Source organism: Streptomyces durmitorensis, assembly GCF_023498005.1.
Classification (GTDB): Bacteria; Actinomycetota; Actinomycetes; order Streptomycetales; family Streptomycetaceae; genus Streptomyces; species Streptomyces durmitorensis.
This window is the reverse complement of record NZ_CP097289.1, coordinates 5746514-5764785: the sequence shown is the minus strand read 5'-3', so window position 1 is coordinate 5764785 and position 18272 is coordinate 5746514. Positions and strand designations below refer to the sequence as shown.

10 protein-coding genes are annotated in these 18272 nt (G+C 72.6%); 5 read left to right on the top strand and 5 right to left on the bottom strand.

Annotation, left to right across the window (positions count from 1 at the left end):
- Positions 1-154 precede the first annotated feature (154 nt).
- The 4 genes from M4V62_RS25785 to M4V62_RS25770 all read right to left on the bottom strand — a co-directional run bounded on the left by M4V62_RS25785 (position 155) and on the right by M4V62_RS25770 (position 4821).
- On the bottom strand, positions 155-979 hold the full coding sequence (locus tag M4V62_RS25785) for a TylF/MycF/NovP-related O-methyltransferase (RefSeq protein ID WP_425575284.1): 825 nt from the start codon (positions 977-979) through the stop codon (positions 155-157).
- A 55-nt stretch (positions 980-1034) separates the two neighbouring features.
- Positions 1035-1775, bottom strand: coding sequence for a class I SAM-dependent methyltransferase (locus M4V62_RS25780; RefSeq protein ID WP_249592992.1), 741 nt, complete (start codon positions 1773-1775; stop codon positions 1035-1037).
- Between the two features lie 80 nt (positions 1776-1855).
- On the bottom strand, positions 1856-3028 hold the full coding sequence (locus M4V62_RS25775; protein ID WP_249589593.1) for an acyltransferase family protein: 1173 nt from the start codon (positions 3026-3028) through the stop codon (positions 1856-1858).
- Positions 3025-4821 carry a hypothetical protein gene (locus M4V62_RS25770; protein WP_249589592.1) on the bottom strand — a complete coding sequence of 599 codons (1797 nt, stop codon included), beginning with the start codon at positions 4819-4821 and terminating at the stop codon, positions 3025-3027. The genes M4V62_RS25775 and M4V62_RS25770 overlap by 4 nt, the downstream gene beginning before the upstream one ends.
- 155 nt (positions 4822-4976) lie before the next feature.
- Here M4V62_RS25770 and M4V62_RS25765 point away from each other — a divergent pair, with 155 nt between their 5' ends.
- Positions 4977-6032 (top strand): hypothetical protein, encoded by a 1056-nt coding sequence (locus M4V62_RS25765; RefSeq protein WP_249589591.1) that lies wholly within the window; start codon positions 4977-4979, stop codon positions 6030-6032.
- Entirely contained in the window at positions 6029-8875 is a 2847-nt protein-coding gene (locus M4V62_RS43605) for a stealth conserved region 3 domain-containing protein (RefSeq protein ID WP_283779109.1), read from the top strand. The genes M4V62_RS25765 and M4V62_RS43605 overlap by 4 nt, the downstream gene beginning before the upstream one ends.
- Here M4V62_RS43605 and M4V62_RS25745 read toward each other — a convergent pair.
- Positions 8857-10956, bottom strand: coding sequence for a bifunctional glycosyltransferase/CDP-glycerol:glycerophosphate glycerophosphotransferase (locus tag M4V62_RS25745; RefSeq protein ID WP_249589590.1), 2100 nt, complete (start codon positions 10954-10956; stop codon positions 8857-8859). The two genes, M4V62_RS43605 and M4V62_RS25745, sit on opposite strands and share 19 nt — an antisense overlap.
- A 169-nt stretch (positions 10957-11125) precedes the next feature.
- On the opposite strand from M4V62_RS25745, the gene M4V62_RS25740 reads away from it, so the two are divergent.
- Genes M4V62_RS25740 through M4V62_RS25730 form a run of 3 tightly spaced genes read left to right on the top strand, consistent with a single transcriptional unit; the run spans position 11126 to position 18251 of the window.
- Positions 11126-14971 carry a bifunctional glycosyltransferase/CDP-glycerol:glycerophosphate glycerophosphotransferase gene (locus tag M4V62_RS25740; protein WP_249589589.1) on the top strand — a complete coding sequence of 1282 codons (3846 nt, stop codon included), beginning with the start codon at positions 11126-11128 and terminating at the stop codon, positions 14969-14971.
- The gene (locus tag M4V62_RS25735; protein WP_249589588.1) at positions 14968-16560 is read left to right on the top strand and encodes a hypothetical protein; all 1593 of its coding nucleotides are present in this window, start codon (positions 14968-14970) and stop codon (positions 16558-16560) included. Before M4V62_RS25740 ends, M4V62_RS25735 begins: the two co-directional genes overlap by 4 nt.
- A 47-nt stretch (positions 16561-16607) precedes the next feature.
- Positions 16608-18251, top strand: a complete 1644-nt coding sequence (locus M4V62_RS25730) for a glycosyltransferase family 2 protein (RefSeq protein WP_249589587.1) — start codon at positions 16608-16610, stop codon at positions 18249-18251.
- Positions 18252-18272: the final 21 nt, after the last annotated feature.

The window sequence follows — 18272 nt, the reverse complement described above, 5'->3', positions numbered from 1 at the left end:
GTTAACAACCGCCGCCCTTCCGGGTCACCCGCGCAGAGCCATTCGAGTGATCACGCGGGCGGGCCCTGTGTCCGGCGGCTCGAAGCCGCCGGACACAGGGCCCGCTCACCTGCCCGCTGTCTTCAGTTGGTTGGCTCAGCTGCCCGCCGAGCGGTCAGGGCTTGACCGCGATGCGGCCCTCGTCCATGCGCAGGAGCAGCAGGCGCTCGCCGGTCTTCTCCAGGAACTCGTCGACGGCCTGGCGCGATCCCTGCCAGTAGCCGTAGTCGTCGATGAGCAGGACGCCGCCGCTGACCAACCGCGAGTAAAGCTCTTGGAGTTCGTGCTTGGTCGAGGCGTACCAGTCGGTGTCGAGGCGCAGGATGGAGATCTGCTCGGGCGCCTCGCGCGGGACGGTCTCCTCGACCATTCCCTGGACGTAGTGCACGCGCTCCTTGGGGTAGGGCACCTTCTCGAAGCCCGACTTGACGTCGTCGAGGGAGGCGACCGCCCAGATCGGACGGTCCTTGCCCTGCAGCTTGAGCAGCTCCTCGGCGGACTTGCCGTCCCGGCGCAGGTCCTCCTCGGTGGGCGGGGTCATGCCCTCGTAGGTGTCGAAGAGGTACAGGTCGCGCTCGGTGTCACCGGCGGAGATCAGCGCCTTGGCACAGGCCTGCATCGAACCGCCGCGCCACACACCGCACTCGACGATGTCGCCGGGGATGCCGTGCCGTACGACGTGCCGGGTCGCCAGGATGAAGGCGTTCAGCCGTTCGGGAGAGGTCATCGTGTACGGCTTCACCGCACGGATGATCTCCTTCGCCTCGTCGTCGTAGTCGGCGGGGAGGTTCAGGGCCTTCGGCTTGGGCTTCGGCTTCGATGCCGGGGCGGGCTTCGGCGCGGGGGCCGCCGCCGCGCGCTGGGCCGGCAGCGGTCTGCGCGTCAGCTGATATCCGGTCAGTTGCTTCAATGCGCCATTCACAGCGCGTCGCCATGCCATGAAAGCGGACAGTACGCGCAACTCATCCGTGATGTCACATTTCGTCAACATAGGTTCATTTGGCGTTACTTGGTGCCTCGACGGGCCGCTCGTCCACCGCGCGCGGGGCCACCACCTTCGGCCTGCCGCACAGCGTGCGGCCCTCGACGGGCTCGGGCAGCGGGACGCCGTCGACCCCGCCGACCCTGTTCGCCCACCACGTGGTCGTGGAGCGCACCAGGGCCATGGTGAGACGCGGATAGTTCTTGGGCCGCTGGAACACGCCGACGGAGTCGCCCCAGTAGGCGTGCTTGGCGTCGATCTGGCCATACGCGTGGCGGATGCCCTTCATGGGCGGGAAGTCCGTGTAGGCCTCGCGGAGTTCGAGCCGGGTGTACGCGGCCAGGGCGCGGAACCCGTCGGGGTAGTAGCGCCAGCAGTCCTGCGCGTCGTGCACGTGGCCGCGCGAGGGCGCCGTCACGAAGGCGATGCCCTGCGGCTTCAGGACGCGGGCGATCTCCAGCATCGTCGCCCAGAAGAAGGGGATGTGCTCGAACGCCTGGCCGGAGATGACGAAGTCGGCGCTGCGGGACTTCACGGGGATGCGGTAGGGCTTCGTCATCACCGCGTCGACGTTGCGTCCGTCGAGCACGTCGACGCCCACGTACTCCGTGTCGCGCCCTTCGAGCAGGGCCTTGTGGGTGCGGGTCTGCCCGTCGGAGACCCGGGCGCCGAGATCGACCACCCGGTGGCGCCTGCCCGTGGGCATGTACTGCTCGACACAGAGTTCCATCTGTTCGTACGCGGACTGGTGCACGTTCTCCTCCAACACATCCAGCACAGGATCTTCTGCGCGTTGCTCGCGTTCAACGTGTATCGGCACAAAGGGTCACGCGCTCAACTCGCCTCCGCCGACGCGCTCTTCTGGCTCCACCTGCGCGGGGTGCGACGCGCGCACCACTTCCTCGCCGGTTCCTCGACGTACGTGAACAGCGCCCAGGACAGGACGACCACGGTGACCGCGACGCCCAGGAGCGTGAACACCGCGGAGTTGCCGGGCTGGGGGCGGCCCCAGGTGTCGAGGATCAGCCGGTTGAGGGTCTGGTGCAGCAGATAGAAGGCGTACGACCAGAGCCCGAGCAGCACCATCGGGCGCGAGCAGAGCCAGCCCCGGTGTCCGGTCAGCTCGCGCTGGACGTAGGCGACGATGAACAGGACGGAGAAGAGGGCGGCGAACGGCCGCAGAGTCCAGGCGAGTTGGTCGGCGATGTACGGGCCGAACCAGGCGGTGCGGTGGAAGTAGAGGACGGCGTACGCGGCGAGGCAGGCAAGGACCGCCGCCGGGCCGATACGGAAGCGGTGGCCCCGGCGCAGGGCGAGCGCGCAGACCATCCCGACGCCGAACTCGGGGAGGCGGCTCACCGGGTTGCGCATGATCCACTCGGTGGCGAAGGGCGAGAGGTGGGTGGCCGTCCACCACTTGAGCAGCCACATGGCGACGAGTCCGGCGGCGGCGAGCAGGGCCAGGGTGCGGGTGCGCAGGCGCAGGGCGCCGCGGATGGCGAACGGGAAGAGGAGATAGAAGAAGGCCTCGACGCTGAGCGTCCAGGCGACGCCGTTGCCGGGGAACATCGGGACGACGCCGGGGAACCACGTCTGCACGAGGAGCAGCGAGGCGACGAAGCTGAAGGCGTCCGTCGGCACACCGGCCCAGAGGTAGAAGACCCAGATGCAGGGCAGGGTCGCGACCAGGTGGGCGGGCCAGATGCGGCCGAACCTGCGCCAGTAGAAGAGTCGGGCGAGGGTGCCGGGGCGGTGCCCCCAGGTGAGCAGGAACCCGGAGAGCACGAAGAAGAACCCCACGCCGTTCGCGCCGAGCGTCGAGTACGGGAAGAGCAGCGGCGCGTGGGCGACACCGCCCTGCGCGCTGAGACCGGTGAAGTGGTGCACGAACACCGCGAAGGCGGCGAGGAAGCGCATCCCGGTGAGGGAGTCGACGCGGGGCGCGGTGTCGGCGGCGGTGGGGAGCTCGGGGCGGGTGCGCGTCTGGCGCGGCAGAGCCGTCGTCATGCCGGGGACCCCTCTCCCGCGCGCAGCGCGGGGCCGCAGCCCGCCGGGCGCATCTCGGCGACCATGTCGTCCAAGGCCGGTCGCACCCGCTCGCGCAGTGCGGCGATCCGGGCCGGGTCGCGTACGGCGTCGGCCCGGACGAAGTCGCCGCCGTCGCCCTCGCGGTAGAGGGGGACGTAACCGGCGGCTGCCAGACGGGGGACGGTCAGGCCCGTCTTGCGCGTCCAGGCGGCGTGCACGTGGAGCAGTTCGGGGCGCACGTCGTTCAGTACGTAGTCGCGCAGGCCCGCGGTGTCGGCGGCCGCGTACGCCTCGGCCACGCGGCGGTCGGTCAGGCCCGCGACGTCCACGACGCGCAGCCGTGAGGTGAGCAGGGTGCCGCCCAGGTCGGGCAGGGCGACGGTGGCGTCGCGCAGGCCGAGGTACGCGGCGTACGCGTTGAAGGTGTGGCCGTAGCGCTCGGCCACGAAGCACATGGACAGGGTCGGGCGCTGGACGAACCTGCCGTTCTGCGCGGCCTGTCCGGTGACCGAGAGCAGCAGGGCGCCCGCGAGAGCGCAGCCGATGAGCACGCGGGCGCGGAGGCGTTCGGCCTGCCAGACGGTGACGGCGGCCAAGGAGAGTGCCGTCGCGGCGAGCACCCACACCGGGGTGGCGAAGCGGTACAGGGCCATCCAGTCCCGGCCGAGCACGCCGTACGCGAGGAGGGTCAGGGCCAGCGGGACGAGCAGCGCGGCCAGGGCTCTGCGGGCCGGTCCGGGGCGGGCGAGTCCGGGGCGGGCCGGTCCGGGGCGGGCGAGTCCGGGGCGGGCGAGTCCGGGGCGGGCCAGCGCGGTGCCGACGCAGGCCGCGCCGATCAGGGCGAGCGCCCAGCCTCCGTAGCCCAACAGCTCTCCCGCCGAGGACAGTTGGGCGAGACCCGGCGGCTTCTGGGCCTTGGCCACCGCGGTGTTCGGGACCCAGAGCCCGAAGGTCGCCCGGCGCCACAGCAGGAACGCCCCGTACGGCAGCGCGAACGTGCCGCAGCTCAGCGCCGCCGCCCGCACGGCCCGCGCGATGCCGTCCCGGCGCAGGAAGAGCAGCACGGTCACCGGATAGGCCGCCGCGAGGACCGCGCCGTCAGGACGGGTCAGCGCGGCGAGCAGGGCGATGGCTCCCGCGCTCGCGGCGATGGTGGGCCGCAGCAGGGCGCCGCGCGCGGCTCCCCGGACGAGCAGCGCTCCGGTCGCGGCGGCGGTCAGCGCGTACAGCGGGTTCTCCAGGCCCGAGAAGGACCAGGCCACGTACGACAGGTTTCCGGCGAGGACGGCGCCGGTCAGCAGGGTCACCGCCCAGGCCCGCCCCGGCAGCACGGCCCGAGCCGCCGCGGCCACGCAGGCGAGCACGCCCGCCGTGCAGAGCAGCGCGAGGGCCTTGGGGTAGAGCACCAGGTCGCTGACGCCGAGGAGTGCGCCGTGGTCGAAGAGGCCGAGCCTGCGGCCGACGAGGAGCAGGGCGAGCCAGGAGGGGTTGGAGTAGCCCTCGACGGGGTCGGCGCCCGGCTGCTGCACGGGGCCGAGGCCCTCGTCGATGCTGCGGGCGTAGGCGAAGGTGATGGCGGCGTCGTCGACGATCCACTGGCCCAGCGTGCTCGCGCGCCAGGCGATCAGGACGGTCGCGAGGGCCACGGCCGCCGGGTCGGCCCAGCGGCGGCACAGGGCCGCGACGCCCGGGGTATGGGCCGAAGAGGGGGCTTCGGCCGGTGGTGCGGATGATTCCTTACGGCGCTGGAACTGCGCGAGAGAAATGATCATTAAGGGGCTTATCGCCGCATATCGCCCAGGGTTACGCTCCCGTCCGCCAGGCGGGTGACCCGTGCGCGGCCACACCCCCCGGCGGAGCGAACAACAGGCCGCGCGGGAACGAACAGCAGGCAAAGTGGCCCAATGCACCACATTGGGTTCACGCCATGACCCCGGCCCTGCCGCCCGCCGCCCGGCGGCTGATCGCCACCGTCAGGTCCACCCGCTTCCGCGCGGAACGCGCCGCCGCGGGCCGGGTCGGCGGCGGGGCGCAGCCGCTCCTGGCGCCCGTGCATCTGTCGATCCGGGACAGCCGGACGCTCAACGTCGCATTCGCCGCCGTCTCCGCCATCCCCACCGTCTCCGCCATCCCCGACGAGCGGGTCGAGCGGGCCCACCTGGTCGTCTCGCGCGGCCACCGCCGGTTCCGGATCCCGCTCGCCTTCGAGCAGCACGCCCACGGCGGCCTGCTCCTGTCCGGGACCGCCACCTTGCGCGACGTGCGCGATACGCCCGACGTACGCGACGTGCCCGACGTACGCGACGTGCCCGACGAGCCGAACACCCCTGGCCACCCGCGCCTCGGCGAAGGCGTCTGGCGGCTCACGGTCGTCACCGCCGACGCCAGCGGACGCGTCCTGCGGCGCGGCATCGGCATCGGCATCGGCATCGAGGCGGACACCGAACCGCCGCCCACGCCCACCCTCCACCACGCCCCCGACCCCCGCACCGGCACGCTCATCCGCGTCGTCCGGTGCCGCAGCGGGCGCGCGGTGCTCCAGGTGACGCGGTCCCGGCCCCGCGCCGAGCTCACCCGGTTCGTACCCGGCGGCGACGGCATCACCGTGCACGGGCGGCTCGTCATGACGGGTGCGCGGCGGCGGTGGCGAGCCAAGGCCGTGCGGCGGCGTGACGGGGTCACCGTGCCCGTCGGGGCGGTGTGGGAGGGCCCCGAGTTCAGCTTCCGGCTGCCCCTCGCGGAGATGGCGGGGGCGAGCCCGGGCCAGTGGGTGTGGGACTTCCACGTGGAGGCGGACAGCCGTGCCGCCACGCTCCCCCTCGGCCGCTGGCTCTCCGACGTGCGCGACCCCTCGGCCGCCTACCCCACCCCCTTCCGCGTCTTCGCCCTGCCGAGCGGCGCCCTGGTCCGGGCCCACGCCCACTTCACCAAGTCCGGTGGCTTCGCGCTGACGTGCTGGGACATCTCGAAGGAGACCTCATGAAGATCACGTACCTCCTCGGCTGGGGCGACGAGATGGGCGGCACCGAGCTGGCCACCTACACCCAGGCGCAGCACCTGGCGGACCGGCACGATGTCGAGGTCATCTCCGTCTTCCGGACCCGGCCCGAGCCCTTCTTCCCCGAGGCCCGCAGCCTCCCCGTCCGCTACCTCGTCGACCGCACCGCCTCGCCCGAGCGTCCGGTGCGCGCCTCGCGCCTGGACGAGGCCGCCTGCCGCACCCTCGCCGCGCTGCCCAGCGAACTGATCAAGCCCGCCTGGGAGTCCGCCTTCGACCGGCTCTCCGACGTCGAGATGGCCGCCGCCCTGACCACCCTGGACACCGACGTCCTGGTCACCACGACGCCCGCCCTGATGGCCGCCGCCGTCGGGCTCGTCCCGGCCAGGGTCGTCACCGTGCACCAGGAGCACCGCCCCACCCAGCGCCGCGGCCCCTCCGGCGAGCCCCTGCTCCTGCACGCGCCGCGCCTGGACGCCCTGGTCACCCTCACCGAGCGCACCCGCGACTGGATCGCGGAGTCCCTGGGCGCCACCGCCCCCGAGCTCGCGGTCATCCCGAACGCCGTGCCCGACGGCTTCCGGCCGCGCGCCGACGGCGAGAGCAAGGTCATCGTCATGGCCGCGCGCCTCACCGGCGAGAAGCGCGTCGACCACGCCGTGCGGGCCTTCGCCGAGGTCGCCGACGCCTATCCGGACTGGACCCTGCGCGTCTTCGGCGGCGGCCACCGCGAGCAGCATCTGCGCCGCCTGGTCGACGGCTTCGGGCTTCAGGACCGCGTCGAACTCCTCGGTCCCTGCCAGGACATGGCCGCCGAGTGGGCCAAGGCGGGGCTCACCCTGATGACCGCGGGGCACAACGAGGCGTTCCCGCTCGTGCTGCTCGAAGCGCTCGCCGCGGGTGTGCCCGTCGTCGCGTACGACGTCCTGACCGGGCCCGCCGAGATCGTCAGGCACCGCGTCGACGGACTGCTCGTACCGCCCGGCGAGATCCATGAACTGGCCGCCGCCATGAGCGAGTTGATGGGCGACCCCGAGACGCGGCGCGGCTACGCGCACGCCGCCCGCGAAGGCGTCTACGCCCGCTTCTCCTCCACCGACGTCACCGCCCGCTGGCAGGAGCTGTACTCCCGGCTCCTGGCCCGGCGCGACGCCCCCGAACGGCTCGACGACCGCGCGGACCGGGTGGCGCTCGGCGTCGCGTCCGGCGGCAGCGGCTTCCGCCCGACCACGCCGTACACGCTGAACGCCGAGCCCGCGGCCGACGAGCGCGCCCGCGAGGACGAGATCGCCGCCGCCGACACCAGCGGCCTCGTCATCCGCTCGGTGGGCCGGCTCGCCGAGCGCCGTGACGACGTCCTCGCCCCCGACATGACCGACTGGAACCTCGAACTCACCGCCACAGCACTGGAGTCCAAGGACATCCCCTACGTCCTGGTCCGCACGTCCGGCACCACGCACACCCTCGCCGTGGCCGACGACGAGCGCGACGGGGCGCTCAAGGCGCTCGCCGAGTCCCTGCACGGACAGCCCGTCTACGCCGAGCTGGTCAACCCGCGGGACGCCGCCCCCGGGGTCGTGCTCGCCGAGCGGCTCGACGGCATCGGCGAGGTCGCGGGCGTCAAGGTCTTCAAGCCGGTGACCACGACGACGCTCTCCCTGCGGCACGGCGTCGGACAGTCCTGCACGGTGGCGTTCTGGCCGCGGGCAGCGGACGACGGGGCCGACGGGGCCGAAAGGGCCGACATCAGGCGCGCCCCCTTCGGCACCACCCTCGCCGGATCCGAGCTCCCCTCCCTCTCCCCCACGGCGACCCTCCGCATCGCCGACCGCACGTACCCGACGCTCGACGTCTTCGCCCAACTCCTCGTCGGCGACGTGGACTTCCCCATCGACGCGGTCTACACCTGGGTCGACGACTCCGACCCCGAATGGCACGCCCGCCGCAAGGCGGCACTCGGCCGCCCCGACGACGACACGTCGCCCGACCACGGCGCCGTCCGCTTCCGCAACCGCGACGAGCTGCGCTACTCGATGCGCTCGCTCGCGATGTACGCGCCCTGGATCCGGCACATCTACCTCGTCACGGCGGGCCAGACCCCCTCCTGGCTCAACGCCGCCCACCCGGACGTCACGGTCATCGACCACCGCGACCTCTTCGCCGACCCGGATACCGCGCTCCCCACCTTCAACTCCCACTCCATCGAGAGCCAACTGCACCGCATCGAGGGCCTGTCGGAGCACTTCCTCTACCTCAACGACGACATGTTCCTCGGCCGCCCCACCACCCCGGACACGTTCTTCCACAGCTCGGGCATCTCACGCTTCTTCTGGTCGTCGGCGTCCGTGCCCGCACTGCCCGTCTCACCGGACGACGAGGGCTATCTGGCCGCGGCGAAGAACAACCGGGCCCTGCTGAAGCGGGAGTTCGGCAGGACGACGACGCACAGCTTCTTCCACGCGCCCTACGCCCTGCACCGCAGCGTCCTCGCGGAGCTCACCGAGCGGTTCCCCGAAGAGCTCGAAGCCACCGCCCGCAGCCGCTTCCGCTCGAACAGCGACCTCGCCCTGGTGTCGTCCCTGCACCACCACTACGCGTACCTCACGGGGCGCGCCGTGCCTGCGGGCATCGCGTACGACTTCGTGGACATCGGAAGGCGTGAGGACCACGCGCGCCTGGGCCAGCTGCTCCAGGGCCGCAACAAGACGGCGTTCTGCATCGGCGAGTCCCCCGACAGCGAACTGGCCGACGAGGAGATGGCCCTGGCCATCCGCTCGTTCCTGACGGCGTACTTCCCGGTCCGCTCCCCTTACGAGCGGGGCGCCTGACCTTCGAGGAACAGCCGCCGCACCACCCGCTCGGCGGCGCCCCCGTCGTCGTACGGGCAGAACCGCGCCCGGAAGGCCTTGCGCAGGTCCGCCGCGTCGGCCGCGTCCCACTCCCCGCCGCGAAAGAGCCCGGCAAGCTCGTCCTCGGTGGTGGCCACGGCCCCCGGCGTCTCGCCCGGGCGCCCGGAGAGCAGGTCGAAGTAGGTGCCGCGCGCCATGCGGTAGGCCTGCCAGTCGGGGGCGTACGTCACGATCGGGCGGTCCAGGCAAGCGTAGTCGAACATCAGCGACGAGTAGTCCGTGACGAGGGCGTCGGCGGCCAGGCAGAGGTCCTCCACGCGCGCGTGGCCGGTGACGTCGACAAGCTGCGGGTGGGCGCGCAGGCCCGCGTCGGCGCCGTAGAAGTAGTGGGCGCGCACGAGCACGACGTACGAAGGACCCAGTGCGCTCACGAAGCGCTCCAGGTCCACGCGGGGCAGGAAACCCTTCTGGTAGTCGCGGTGGGTGGGCGCGTAGAGCAGGACCGTCCGGCCGTCCGCGACGCCCAACTCCTCGCGGATCCGGCGGACTTCGGCTTCGCCCGCCGTGAAGTAGACGTCGTTGCGCGGGTAGCCCGCCTCCAGGGCCTGGTAGGCCGTCGAGGGGTAGACCCGCTCCCAGACCTCCGTGGAGTGCGGGTTCGCGGAGAGGCTGAGGTCCCACTGGTCGGTGTGGTCCAGGACCTTCTGGAAGCTGATGCCGTGCGTGCCGGCGGGGTAGCGGCGCTGGTCCAGGCCCATCTTCTTGAGCGGGGTCCCGTGGTGGGTCTGGAGGTAGACCTGGCCGGGGCGCTTGGTGAAGCCGCCGGGGAAGCTGGAGTTGTTGATCAGGTACGTCGCCCTGGCCATCGCCTGCCAGTAGCGCCGCGAGCCCTCGACGACGTACTCGACTCCGGCCGGTACGCGGTGCTTGTGCCGCGATGAGACCACCCACACGCCCCGGATGTGCGGGGCGAGTTCGCGGGCCTTGGCGTGGATGGCGGCCGGGTTGCAGGAGATCCCGCGGTTCCAGTAGGCGCCGTAGACCGCGAGGTGGGGGTCCAGGGGGCGGCGCAGGTCGGCGCGGTAGGCGACGCGCATGGCGCGGGCGCGCAACTTCTTCTTCTGTTCCTTGAGCCTGCGGGTGACGCCCGTCCTGCGGGACCGGCTCTTGCGCTGCGCTTCGTAGGCGGCGTACGAGGCGGTGGCGAGGGCCTTCGCCCCGGGAGTGGGCGCCGGGCCCGCCGGGCCGTACGTGCGGTAGAGGCGGGCCGCCCCGCGGAAGAAGTCACGCCGGTCGCGCGGCGCGATGCGCCCGGGGTCGTCGAGCACCGCGAGCAGATGCGCGGCGGCGTGCGGGACGAGCCGGGCGCGGTCGGCCGGGTCCGCGGCGGCGAGCAGCTCCTCGTACCGCCCGATGACCGCGAAGTGCTCCCGGCCCGGCGACGTGGCGAAGCTGCCGCCGCGCCGCTCGCGCCAGCGGACGCAGGCCTTGTCGAGGACGGCGGTGCGCGCGCCGGGCGTCAGGGCCGCGCGCCGCACCGGCACCACGTCCTCGTAGGGGCCGTCGCTGAACGCGAGGCGGCGCTCCTGCCAGAAGCCGCGCCGGAAGACGCGGTTCCAGGCGGCGACGGTGACGGCCAGCTGGTCCCCCGCCAGGTCGTCGCCGCCCGCCCGCACGCTCTCCCACCAGTCGACGCGGTCGTGGCCGAAGACGAGGACGTCCGGGTCGTCCGCCGCGTCGAGGGCCTGTGCGATCGACTCAAGGGCGCCCGGCAGGAGCAGGTCGTCGCCGTCGAGGAAGAGGAGGTAGCTGCCGGTGGCGCGGTCCGCGCCGATGTTGCGGGCGGGACCCGCTCCCGAGTGCGCGGGGACGCGGACGAGTTGCACGCGCGGGTCGCGCTCCGCACACTCCGCGGCGATCGCGGCGGACGCGTCGGGCGACGCGTCGTCCACGACGATCAGCTCCAGATCGGCGCGGCTCTGGTCGAGCACGGAGTCCAGGCATTCCCTCAGGTAGCCCTGGACGCGATGGGCGGGGACGACAACCGAGAAGCGCGACATGAACACCGACCGTAGCCAGCCGGGCACGCCCTGTCGAAGACCGCGCCTCACTCATTGGGATGAAGCGAGGCAAAGAAATTGACCGGAAGGGGCAAAAGGGATGAATAAGCCCGTACTCCCATGATTCTCCCCACTCCCATGACTGGGAGCGTACGAAAGGCCGGTCGCCGTGCAGCCCCGTCTCAGCGTCGTCGTGCCCATCTACAACGTCGAAGAGTTTCTGGAGGAGTGCCTGGAGTCGATCGCCGGGCAGACCATGGCCGACCTGGAGGCCGTACTCGTCGACGACGGCTCGACGGACGGCAGCCCGCGCATCGCACGTGAGTTCGCGGCGAAGGATCCGAGGTTCGTCTATGTGCGCCAGCCGAACGCGGGGCTCAGCGCGGCCCGCAACACCGGGGTCCGGCACGCGACCCCGACCGCCGAGTACCTGACCTTCGTCGACAGCGACGACGTCGTGCCGCACGACGCGTACGCGCGGATGACCGCGAGCCTGGACGCGACCGGATCCGACTTCGCGAGCGGCAACGTCTGGCGCCTGAACGAGCGCGGACGCCAGCAGGCCTGGCAGTACAAGTGGCTCACCGAGCCGCGCTCACGCACCCACATCAGCCGTGACCTGGAGCTGCTCGCCGACCGCGTCGCCTGGAACAAGGTCTTCAGGCGCGCCTTCTGGGACCGGCACGGCTTCACCTTCCCCGAGGGCAAGCTCTACGAGGACACGCCCGTCATGATCCCGGCGCACTTCCTCGCGGGCTCCGTGGACGTGCTCAGCGACCACGTCTACTACTGGCGGGTGCGCGAGGGTTCGATCACCCGGCGCCGCACGGACGTGAAGGGCGTGCGCGACCGGATCGCGGCGTGCGCGCACGTCAGCGCGTTCCTCGCCGAGCACGCGCCCGAGATGCGGGGGACGTACGACACGTCCTGCCTGCGCGACGACTTCGTGTACTTCCTGGAGGGCCTGCCGATGGGCGGGCCCGAGTACCGCGCGACGTTCATGAAGGGCGCCGCCGCGTTCCTGCGCCGCGCGGATCCGGGGGTCGTCGCCGGGCTTCCGGTGTCCCTGCGCGTGAAGTGGCATCTCGTACGCGAGGGGCGCACCGCCGACCTGATCGACCTGCTCACCTTCGAGCAGCGCAACAAGAACGCCTTCCAGGTCCGCGGGGTGGTGCGGCGCAGTGCCACCTACCCGCGGAGCTCGGGCGGCCACATCCGCGTCCCGCAGGAGCTTGCGCGGCTCGGGAGGGGCGAACTGCCCGTCATCTCCCGTGTACGGGAGGCCAGTTGGGGCGCGGACGGGCTCCTTCGGATCAGCGGGTACGCGTACGTGCGCAACCTGGAGGCGACGCGGCCCGGCCACTCCATCAAGGCGGCCATCCTCAAGTCCGCCCACAGCAGGGCGCAGTTGAGGAAGATCTCCACCCGGACCGTCGCCGCACCGCAGGCCACCGAGAACTCCCAGCAGCAGCTGCACTGTTACGACCTCTCCGGGTTCGAGCTGACCATCGACCCCGAGCAGCTGAAGACCGGCGGCCGGTGGCGGCCCGGCAACTGGCTGCTCGGCGTGGTCGTCGCGGGCCACGGCTCGGTGCGGCGGGCCGCGGTCCGCCCCCTGGACGGGTCGTCCGCCCAATCCGTCGTACGCGAACTGGGCGACGGGCTGCGCCTGGTCCTCGGCTACAGCAAGGGCCGCCTGGTCCTGAAGATCCAGGACTACGTGGCGCGGGTCGACGCCCATCACCGGGACGGCGACGAGATGGTACTCAGCGGTCATCTGCCGAGCCACCTGCGCCCGACCGCCCTGCGCCTGACGCACAAGCACTCGTCGGCGGAGTTCGACTACCCCGTGACGCTGCCCGGCGACGACCGCTTCGACGTACGCGTGCGCCTCGCGGACCTGGAGGACATCGCGCCGACACCGCACCTGGCCCCCAAGGAGGTCGAGCCCCCGCACGGCGACCGCTGGCAGGCCAACCTGGTCCTGCCGGACGGCAAGCTGAAGTCCCTCGCGGCGGTACTCGACCTGCCGCCGGGCCGCTACGCATCGCGCGAGGGCGGCCGCGAGCTGTGCGCGTCGGCGAACGACCAGGGCCAGCTCGTCATCGAACTGACCCGGCAGCCGATCGCCGACCGGGTGGCGTGGAGCGCGGACGGCACGCTGACGATCGAGGGCACGGTGTCCGACGCGAGCTGGGACGCGGCGGAACTGGTGCTCCGGCACAGCGGCAGGGACGAGGAACTGACGGTACCGGTGGAGCGCACCGCCGGGCGTTTCCGGGGGGTGGTGGCGCCCGGGGGCGGGGTGCTGCGGGAGGGACGGTGGTACGCGTTCCTGCGGGAGGCCGGGGCGGGTACGGCGCCGGGGCGGGGCGGGACGGTCCGCGGGGCCGCAGGCGCGGACAAGAGCACTGCGAGGCAGGCCACCGCGGCAGCCGAAGTCCCGACGGACGCACACACCGCCCCAGCACACGAGAGCCCGAGCGGAACCGCGACCGCGCAGAGCCGTGCGACACCACACAGAGAGACGGCCGCAGGCGCGGACAAGAGCACTGCGGGGCAGATCACCGCGGCAGCCGAAGGCACGCAGAGCCATGCGGCACCGCGCGGGGACGTGGCCGGGGACGTGGCCGTGCGGGGTAGGACTCGGCAGTCGGACGCGGGCGGCGGCGCGGCGACGCCCGGTGGTCCGCGAGGCGGGGGCGGCGCCCATGCCGCCCATGCCGCCCATGCCGCCCACGGCGAGGACGGCATGCCCGTGCGGCTGCTCGCCTCCGTCTCCGCCGCGTTTCCGCTCCACCGGACCGTGGAGGGACGGGAGTTCACCGTCGACCGGCGGTTCGGGGACCGGCTGCTGCTCGAAGCGGGGTCCGTGCTCGCCCGCGGCGAGCGAGGGGCCTACCGGCGGCACCGGCTGCGCACCGCGCACTATCCGAGCAAGCGCACGCAGCCCCTGCGCGACGCGGTGCTCTACTTCGACGGGGACTCGCCGCGCGCGGTCCACGAGGAGCTCATGCGGCGCGGCGCGGACGTCGAGCACCTGTGGGTGACGCAGGACCAGCAGACGAAGGTGCCCGACGGGGCGAAGGGCGTGGAGGAGCACAGCGCCGCCTGGTACGAGGCGCTCGCCCGCTGCCGGCGCATCGTCACCGCGGGCCATCTGCCCGACTTCTTCGAGCGGCGGGACGGCCAGACCGTCGTACAGACCTGGAACGGGGCGCCCCTCAAGCGCATCGGCACCGACCTCACCGACACCCTCTACGCCGACCACGGCCACCTCGACGTCCTGCCGAAACTCTCCCGCCAGTGGGACGTGCTCGTGTCGCCGAACCGTTTCTCGACGCCTCACCTGGGGCGCGCCCTCGCCTACGAGGGTGAGGTGATGGAAGCGGGCTCGCCCCGCAACGACGTCCTCTTCTCCGAGGACCGCGGCAAGGTCGCCGAACGCGTCCGCCGCGAGCTGGACATCGACCCCGGCAAGCGGGTCATCCTGTACGCGCCGACCTACCGGGACCACCTCGCCTACTCCCCCGGCCGCTTCCGCTACGAACCCGCGCTCGACCTCGCCGCGGCGCGGGACGTCCTCGGCGACGACCACGTCCTGCTCGTGCGCAAGCATCCGCTGACGGCGGGCCGCCTGCCCGGGGCCGGCGCGCCCTTCGTACGCGATGTGTCGTCCCATCCCCGCACGGCCGAACTCCTGCTGATCTCGGACGTGTTGGTGACGGACTACTCCTCCCTGATGTTCGACTTCGCGCACACGGGGCGTCCGATGCTCTTCCACGCCTACGACCTGGAGCACTACCGCGACACGGTCCGCGGCTTCTATCTCGACTTCGAGACCAGCGCGCCGGGGCCACTGCTCGCCTCCACCGGCGAGGTCGTCGATGCCCTGCGCGACCTGGACTCCGTCACCGCCCGGCACGCGGAGGCGTACGCGGCGTTCCGCGAGGCCTACTGCGACCTGGACGACGGACGGGCATCGGCCCGCGTCGCGGAGAGGCTCATGCGATGAGCATGGCCACGCGGGGAGCGGGCCTCCTCACGCGCCGCCGGGTCCACGGCGCGACGGCCCTGCACGGGCGCAGGCGGTGGCGGCCGAGCCCGTACGTCGTGTTCGGCGGTCTGTTCTGGATCATCATGTCGCTCGCCTTCTGGCGGGTGCCGATGTGCTGCGACTTCGGGCAGCACGCGGCGGTCGTGGAGCGGCTCAAGGACAACCTGCTGCACCCGCGCCACCCGATGGCGGACCTGCCGGGCGCGGGCAGCCCGTACTACTCGCCGTACGCGGTGGCGCAGGGCGTCTTCGCGCGGGCGTCGGGGCTCGCGGGCTGGGAGGTCGTGAAGCTGGCGGGGCCGCTGAACCTGCTCGTGCTGCTCACGGGCCTCGGCCGGTTCGTGAAGGTCCTGACGCCGCGTCAATGGGCGCCGGTCCTAGCCCTGTTCGCGATGGTGGTGCTCTGGGGCACGCGGATGGCGTGGTGGAGCGGCTACCTCGGTCTGATGTCGATGACGGGGAACCTCGCCTACCCGTCGACGTTCGCGATCGGCCTGGCGTTCTGGGCGTGGGCCTGGGCGGGTTCGCTCGCGAAGTCGCCTCGCGGCGCCGGGGCGTACGCGGGTCTCGGCGCGCTGTGCGGAGTGATCCTGCTCGTCCATCCCATCTCGTCCGTGGCGGCGGTGATCGGAGTGGTGGCGTTCGCGGCCTCGGCCAAGCACCCCTTGCCCGCGCTGTGGAAGTGGGCGGTGACCGCCGTGACGGCGGCGGTGATCGCGGCGAGCTGGCCCTACTACTCGGTCTTCTCCCTCGTCGGTGACGAGAGCGTCGACTGGATCCACCGGCAGCTCTACACCGAGATGCCGCAGCGGTTCTGGCTCGCGCTGATCGGCCTGCCCGCGCTCGCGCTGAGGTTCCGCAGGGACCGCCGCGATCCGCTGGTCCTGATGTTCGCCCTGGACTGCGCGGTCGTGGCCTACGGCTGGCTCAGCGGCCACTACACCTACGGCCGCATCCTGGGCCTGACCCTCGTCCCCCTCCAGTTCGCCCTCGCGATCGAGCTCGCGGCGCCCCGCCCCTGGCGCCGGTGGCGCATGGCCCTCGGGGGCGTGGCGGCCACCGGAGCGGCCATCGGCTTCTTCACGCTCCAGGCGGGCGCGGTCGTGCCGCGCGCCCTCGACCCGGTGGGCTTCGACCAGCCGCCGCGCTGGCCCGGCTACGGCTGGGCGGTGAGCCAGATGCGCAAGGGCGACGTCGTCCTGACCAACGGCTACTACCCCACCCGGTCCGTCCCCGCGTACGGCGCCAACCTCGTCGCCCCCGCCTGGCCGGATGCTTCCCTCGCCGAGGACACGCGCAACCGCCGCCTCCAGGAGGTGCGCGACTACCTCTCCCCCGATGCGACCCGCGCCGAACGCACCCGGATCGTGCGCCGCCACCACGTGCGCTGGCTGCTGCTCTCGCCCGACCAGAAGGTGCCGAAGGAGGCGGTCGTGGTGGCGTGGGGACCGCGGACGGGCGAGGTGCTGGCGCGGGTGAGCGGCGGGAGTGCGAAGGCGAGTGGCGGGAACACGAACCGACGGGAGACGGGGAACACGAACCAGTAAAAGACCCCCTAATCGGATAATTGCTGGCAACCTCTAAAATTTCCCCCGTGGACCTCTCTCTGTCTCTCTCGCCCCCGCCGTCTCAGGTCTGTGTCGTCGTGATCGGCTACAACGACGCGGCGCACGTCACGGACGCGGTGCGCTCGGCGCTCGCCCAGGGCCCCGCCGTCCGCGAGGTGATCGCCGTCGACGACGGCTCGACGGACGGCAGCGGTGAGCTGCTCGCGGCGCTCGCGCAGGAGGACCCACGCGTCAAGCCCATCCGCCGCGCCGCCAACAGCGGCGGCTGCGGCACTCCCCGCAACGACGGGATCGAGGCCACGACCTCCGCGTACGTGATGTTCCTCGACAGCGACGACGTGCTGCCGCCCGGCGCGGTGGACGCCCTCCTCAAGGCCGCCGCGCGGCACGACGCCGAGGTGGTCACGGGCCTGTGCGTACGCCGCGAGCTGCCCTCCGGACGCGAGACCCCCTGGCAGCCCATGCTCTACAAGAAGGCCCGCCTCATCGCCCGCCCCGAGCTGCGCACCCGCCTGGTCCACGACACCCTCTGCGTCAACAAGCTCTACCGCACCGACTTCCTGCGCCGGCACGCCCTGCGCTTCCCCGAGGGCCGCTTCACGTACGAGGACTTCGTCTTCACGGCCCGCGTCCTGGCGGCGGGCCCGCGCATCGCGCTGATCACCGACCCCGTCTACGTGTGGAACGTGCGCCGCACGGCGGCCAAGCTTTCGATCTCCCTGGACCGCTCGGGCATCGACAACTGGCAGGCCCGCATGGAGGCCCACCGCCAGTCGGTCGAGATCCTCCGGGAGGCGCCGAGTCCGAGCGGGACGGCGGGCAAGCGGCTCGCACGCGCGGCACGGGCCAAGTTCATCGACCACAGCCTGCGGATGTACGCGCGTGAGCTCACCACGCGCAGTCCGGAGTACCGGCAGGAGTGGTGGACGGCCACGCGCGCGTACCTCGCGACCTTCGACACGGCCGACCTGGACGCGGCGCCCGCGCCGGGCCGGGTCATCGCCCGTGTGATCCAGGCGTCCCCCGAGCCGCGCGACCTGCCCCGCCTCCAGGAGGTCGCCGCCCGCCCCGCGCGCCTCCCGCCTCCCTACGCGCTGTCGCCGGACGGCGTCACACCCGTCTGGTCCCCGGACCTCCCCCAGGTGACCCTGGAGCACCTCCTCGTACGCCCCATCCGCCTCCTCCCGCTCGCGGTGGACGCCGAGCTGCGCCCCCGCGCGCACCGCAGCCGCCTGACGCTGCGCCTTCACGAGCTGTACGGACGGGTGGCGGACGCGGGCCCGACGACGGTCGACGTGGAGCTCGCGCCGAGGGGCGGCGAGGGCCCGTCGCTGCGCCGCACGGCGGCGTTCAAGCCGGCGGACACCGAGGCCGGGGCCACCTGGCTGACCGAGGTCGTCCTCGACCTGGGCTCGCTCGGCGGCGGCGTATGGGACCTGCGGCTGCGCCTCCACTTCGACGACGGGACAGCGCGCGAGACGACGGCGCGCGCGGTCGCGGGCCCGGGGCTGCTGCGGCGTACGGCACTGCCGTCGCGCCGGGGTCTGCTGCTCGCCCAGCCGTACGCGACGCAGGCGGGGAATCTGGCGGTGCGGCTCGCGCCGGGGATGCGGGGCGTGGTGGGGGTGGCGCGCAGGCGGCTCGCGCGGTGGGTGGGCGGCGGGCGCTGACGCCGCCCGTACGTGCGGCTC

Coding starts and splice junctions, on each gene's coding strand:
- M4V62_RS25735 (WP_249589588.1), top strand. CDS start 14,968: ATGAGCATGGCCACGCGGGGAGCGGGCCTCCTCACGCGCCGCCGGGTC.
- M4V62_RS25770 (WP_249589592.1), bottom strand. CDS start 4,821: ATGATCATTTCTCTCGCGCAGTTCCAGCGCCGTAAGGAATCATCCGCA.
- M4V62_RS25765 (WP_249589591.1), top strand. CDS start 4,977: ATGACCCCGGCCCTGCCGCCCGCCGCCCGGCGGCTGATCGCCACCGTC.
- M4V62_RS25785 (WP_425575284.1), bottom strand. CDS start 979: ATGGCATGGCGACGCGCTGTGAATGGCGCATTGAAGCAACTGACCGGA.
- M4V62_RS25745 (WP_249589590.1), bottom strand. CDS start 10,956: ATGTCGCGCTTCTCGGTTGTCGTCCCCGCCCATCGCGTCCAGGGCTAC.
- M4V62_RS25775 (WP_249589593.1), bottom strand. CDS start 3,028: ATGACGACGGCTCTGCCGCGCCAGACGCGCACCCGCCCCGAGCTCCCC.
- M4V62_RS43605 (WP_283779109.1), top strand. CDS start 6,029: ATGAAGATCACGTACCTCCTCGGCTGGGGCGACGAGATGGGCGGCACC.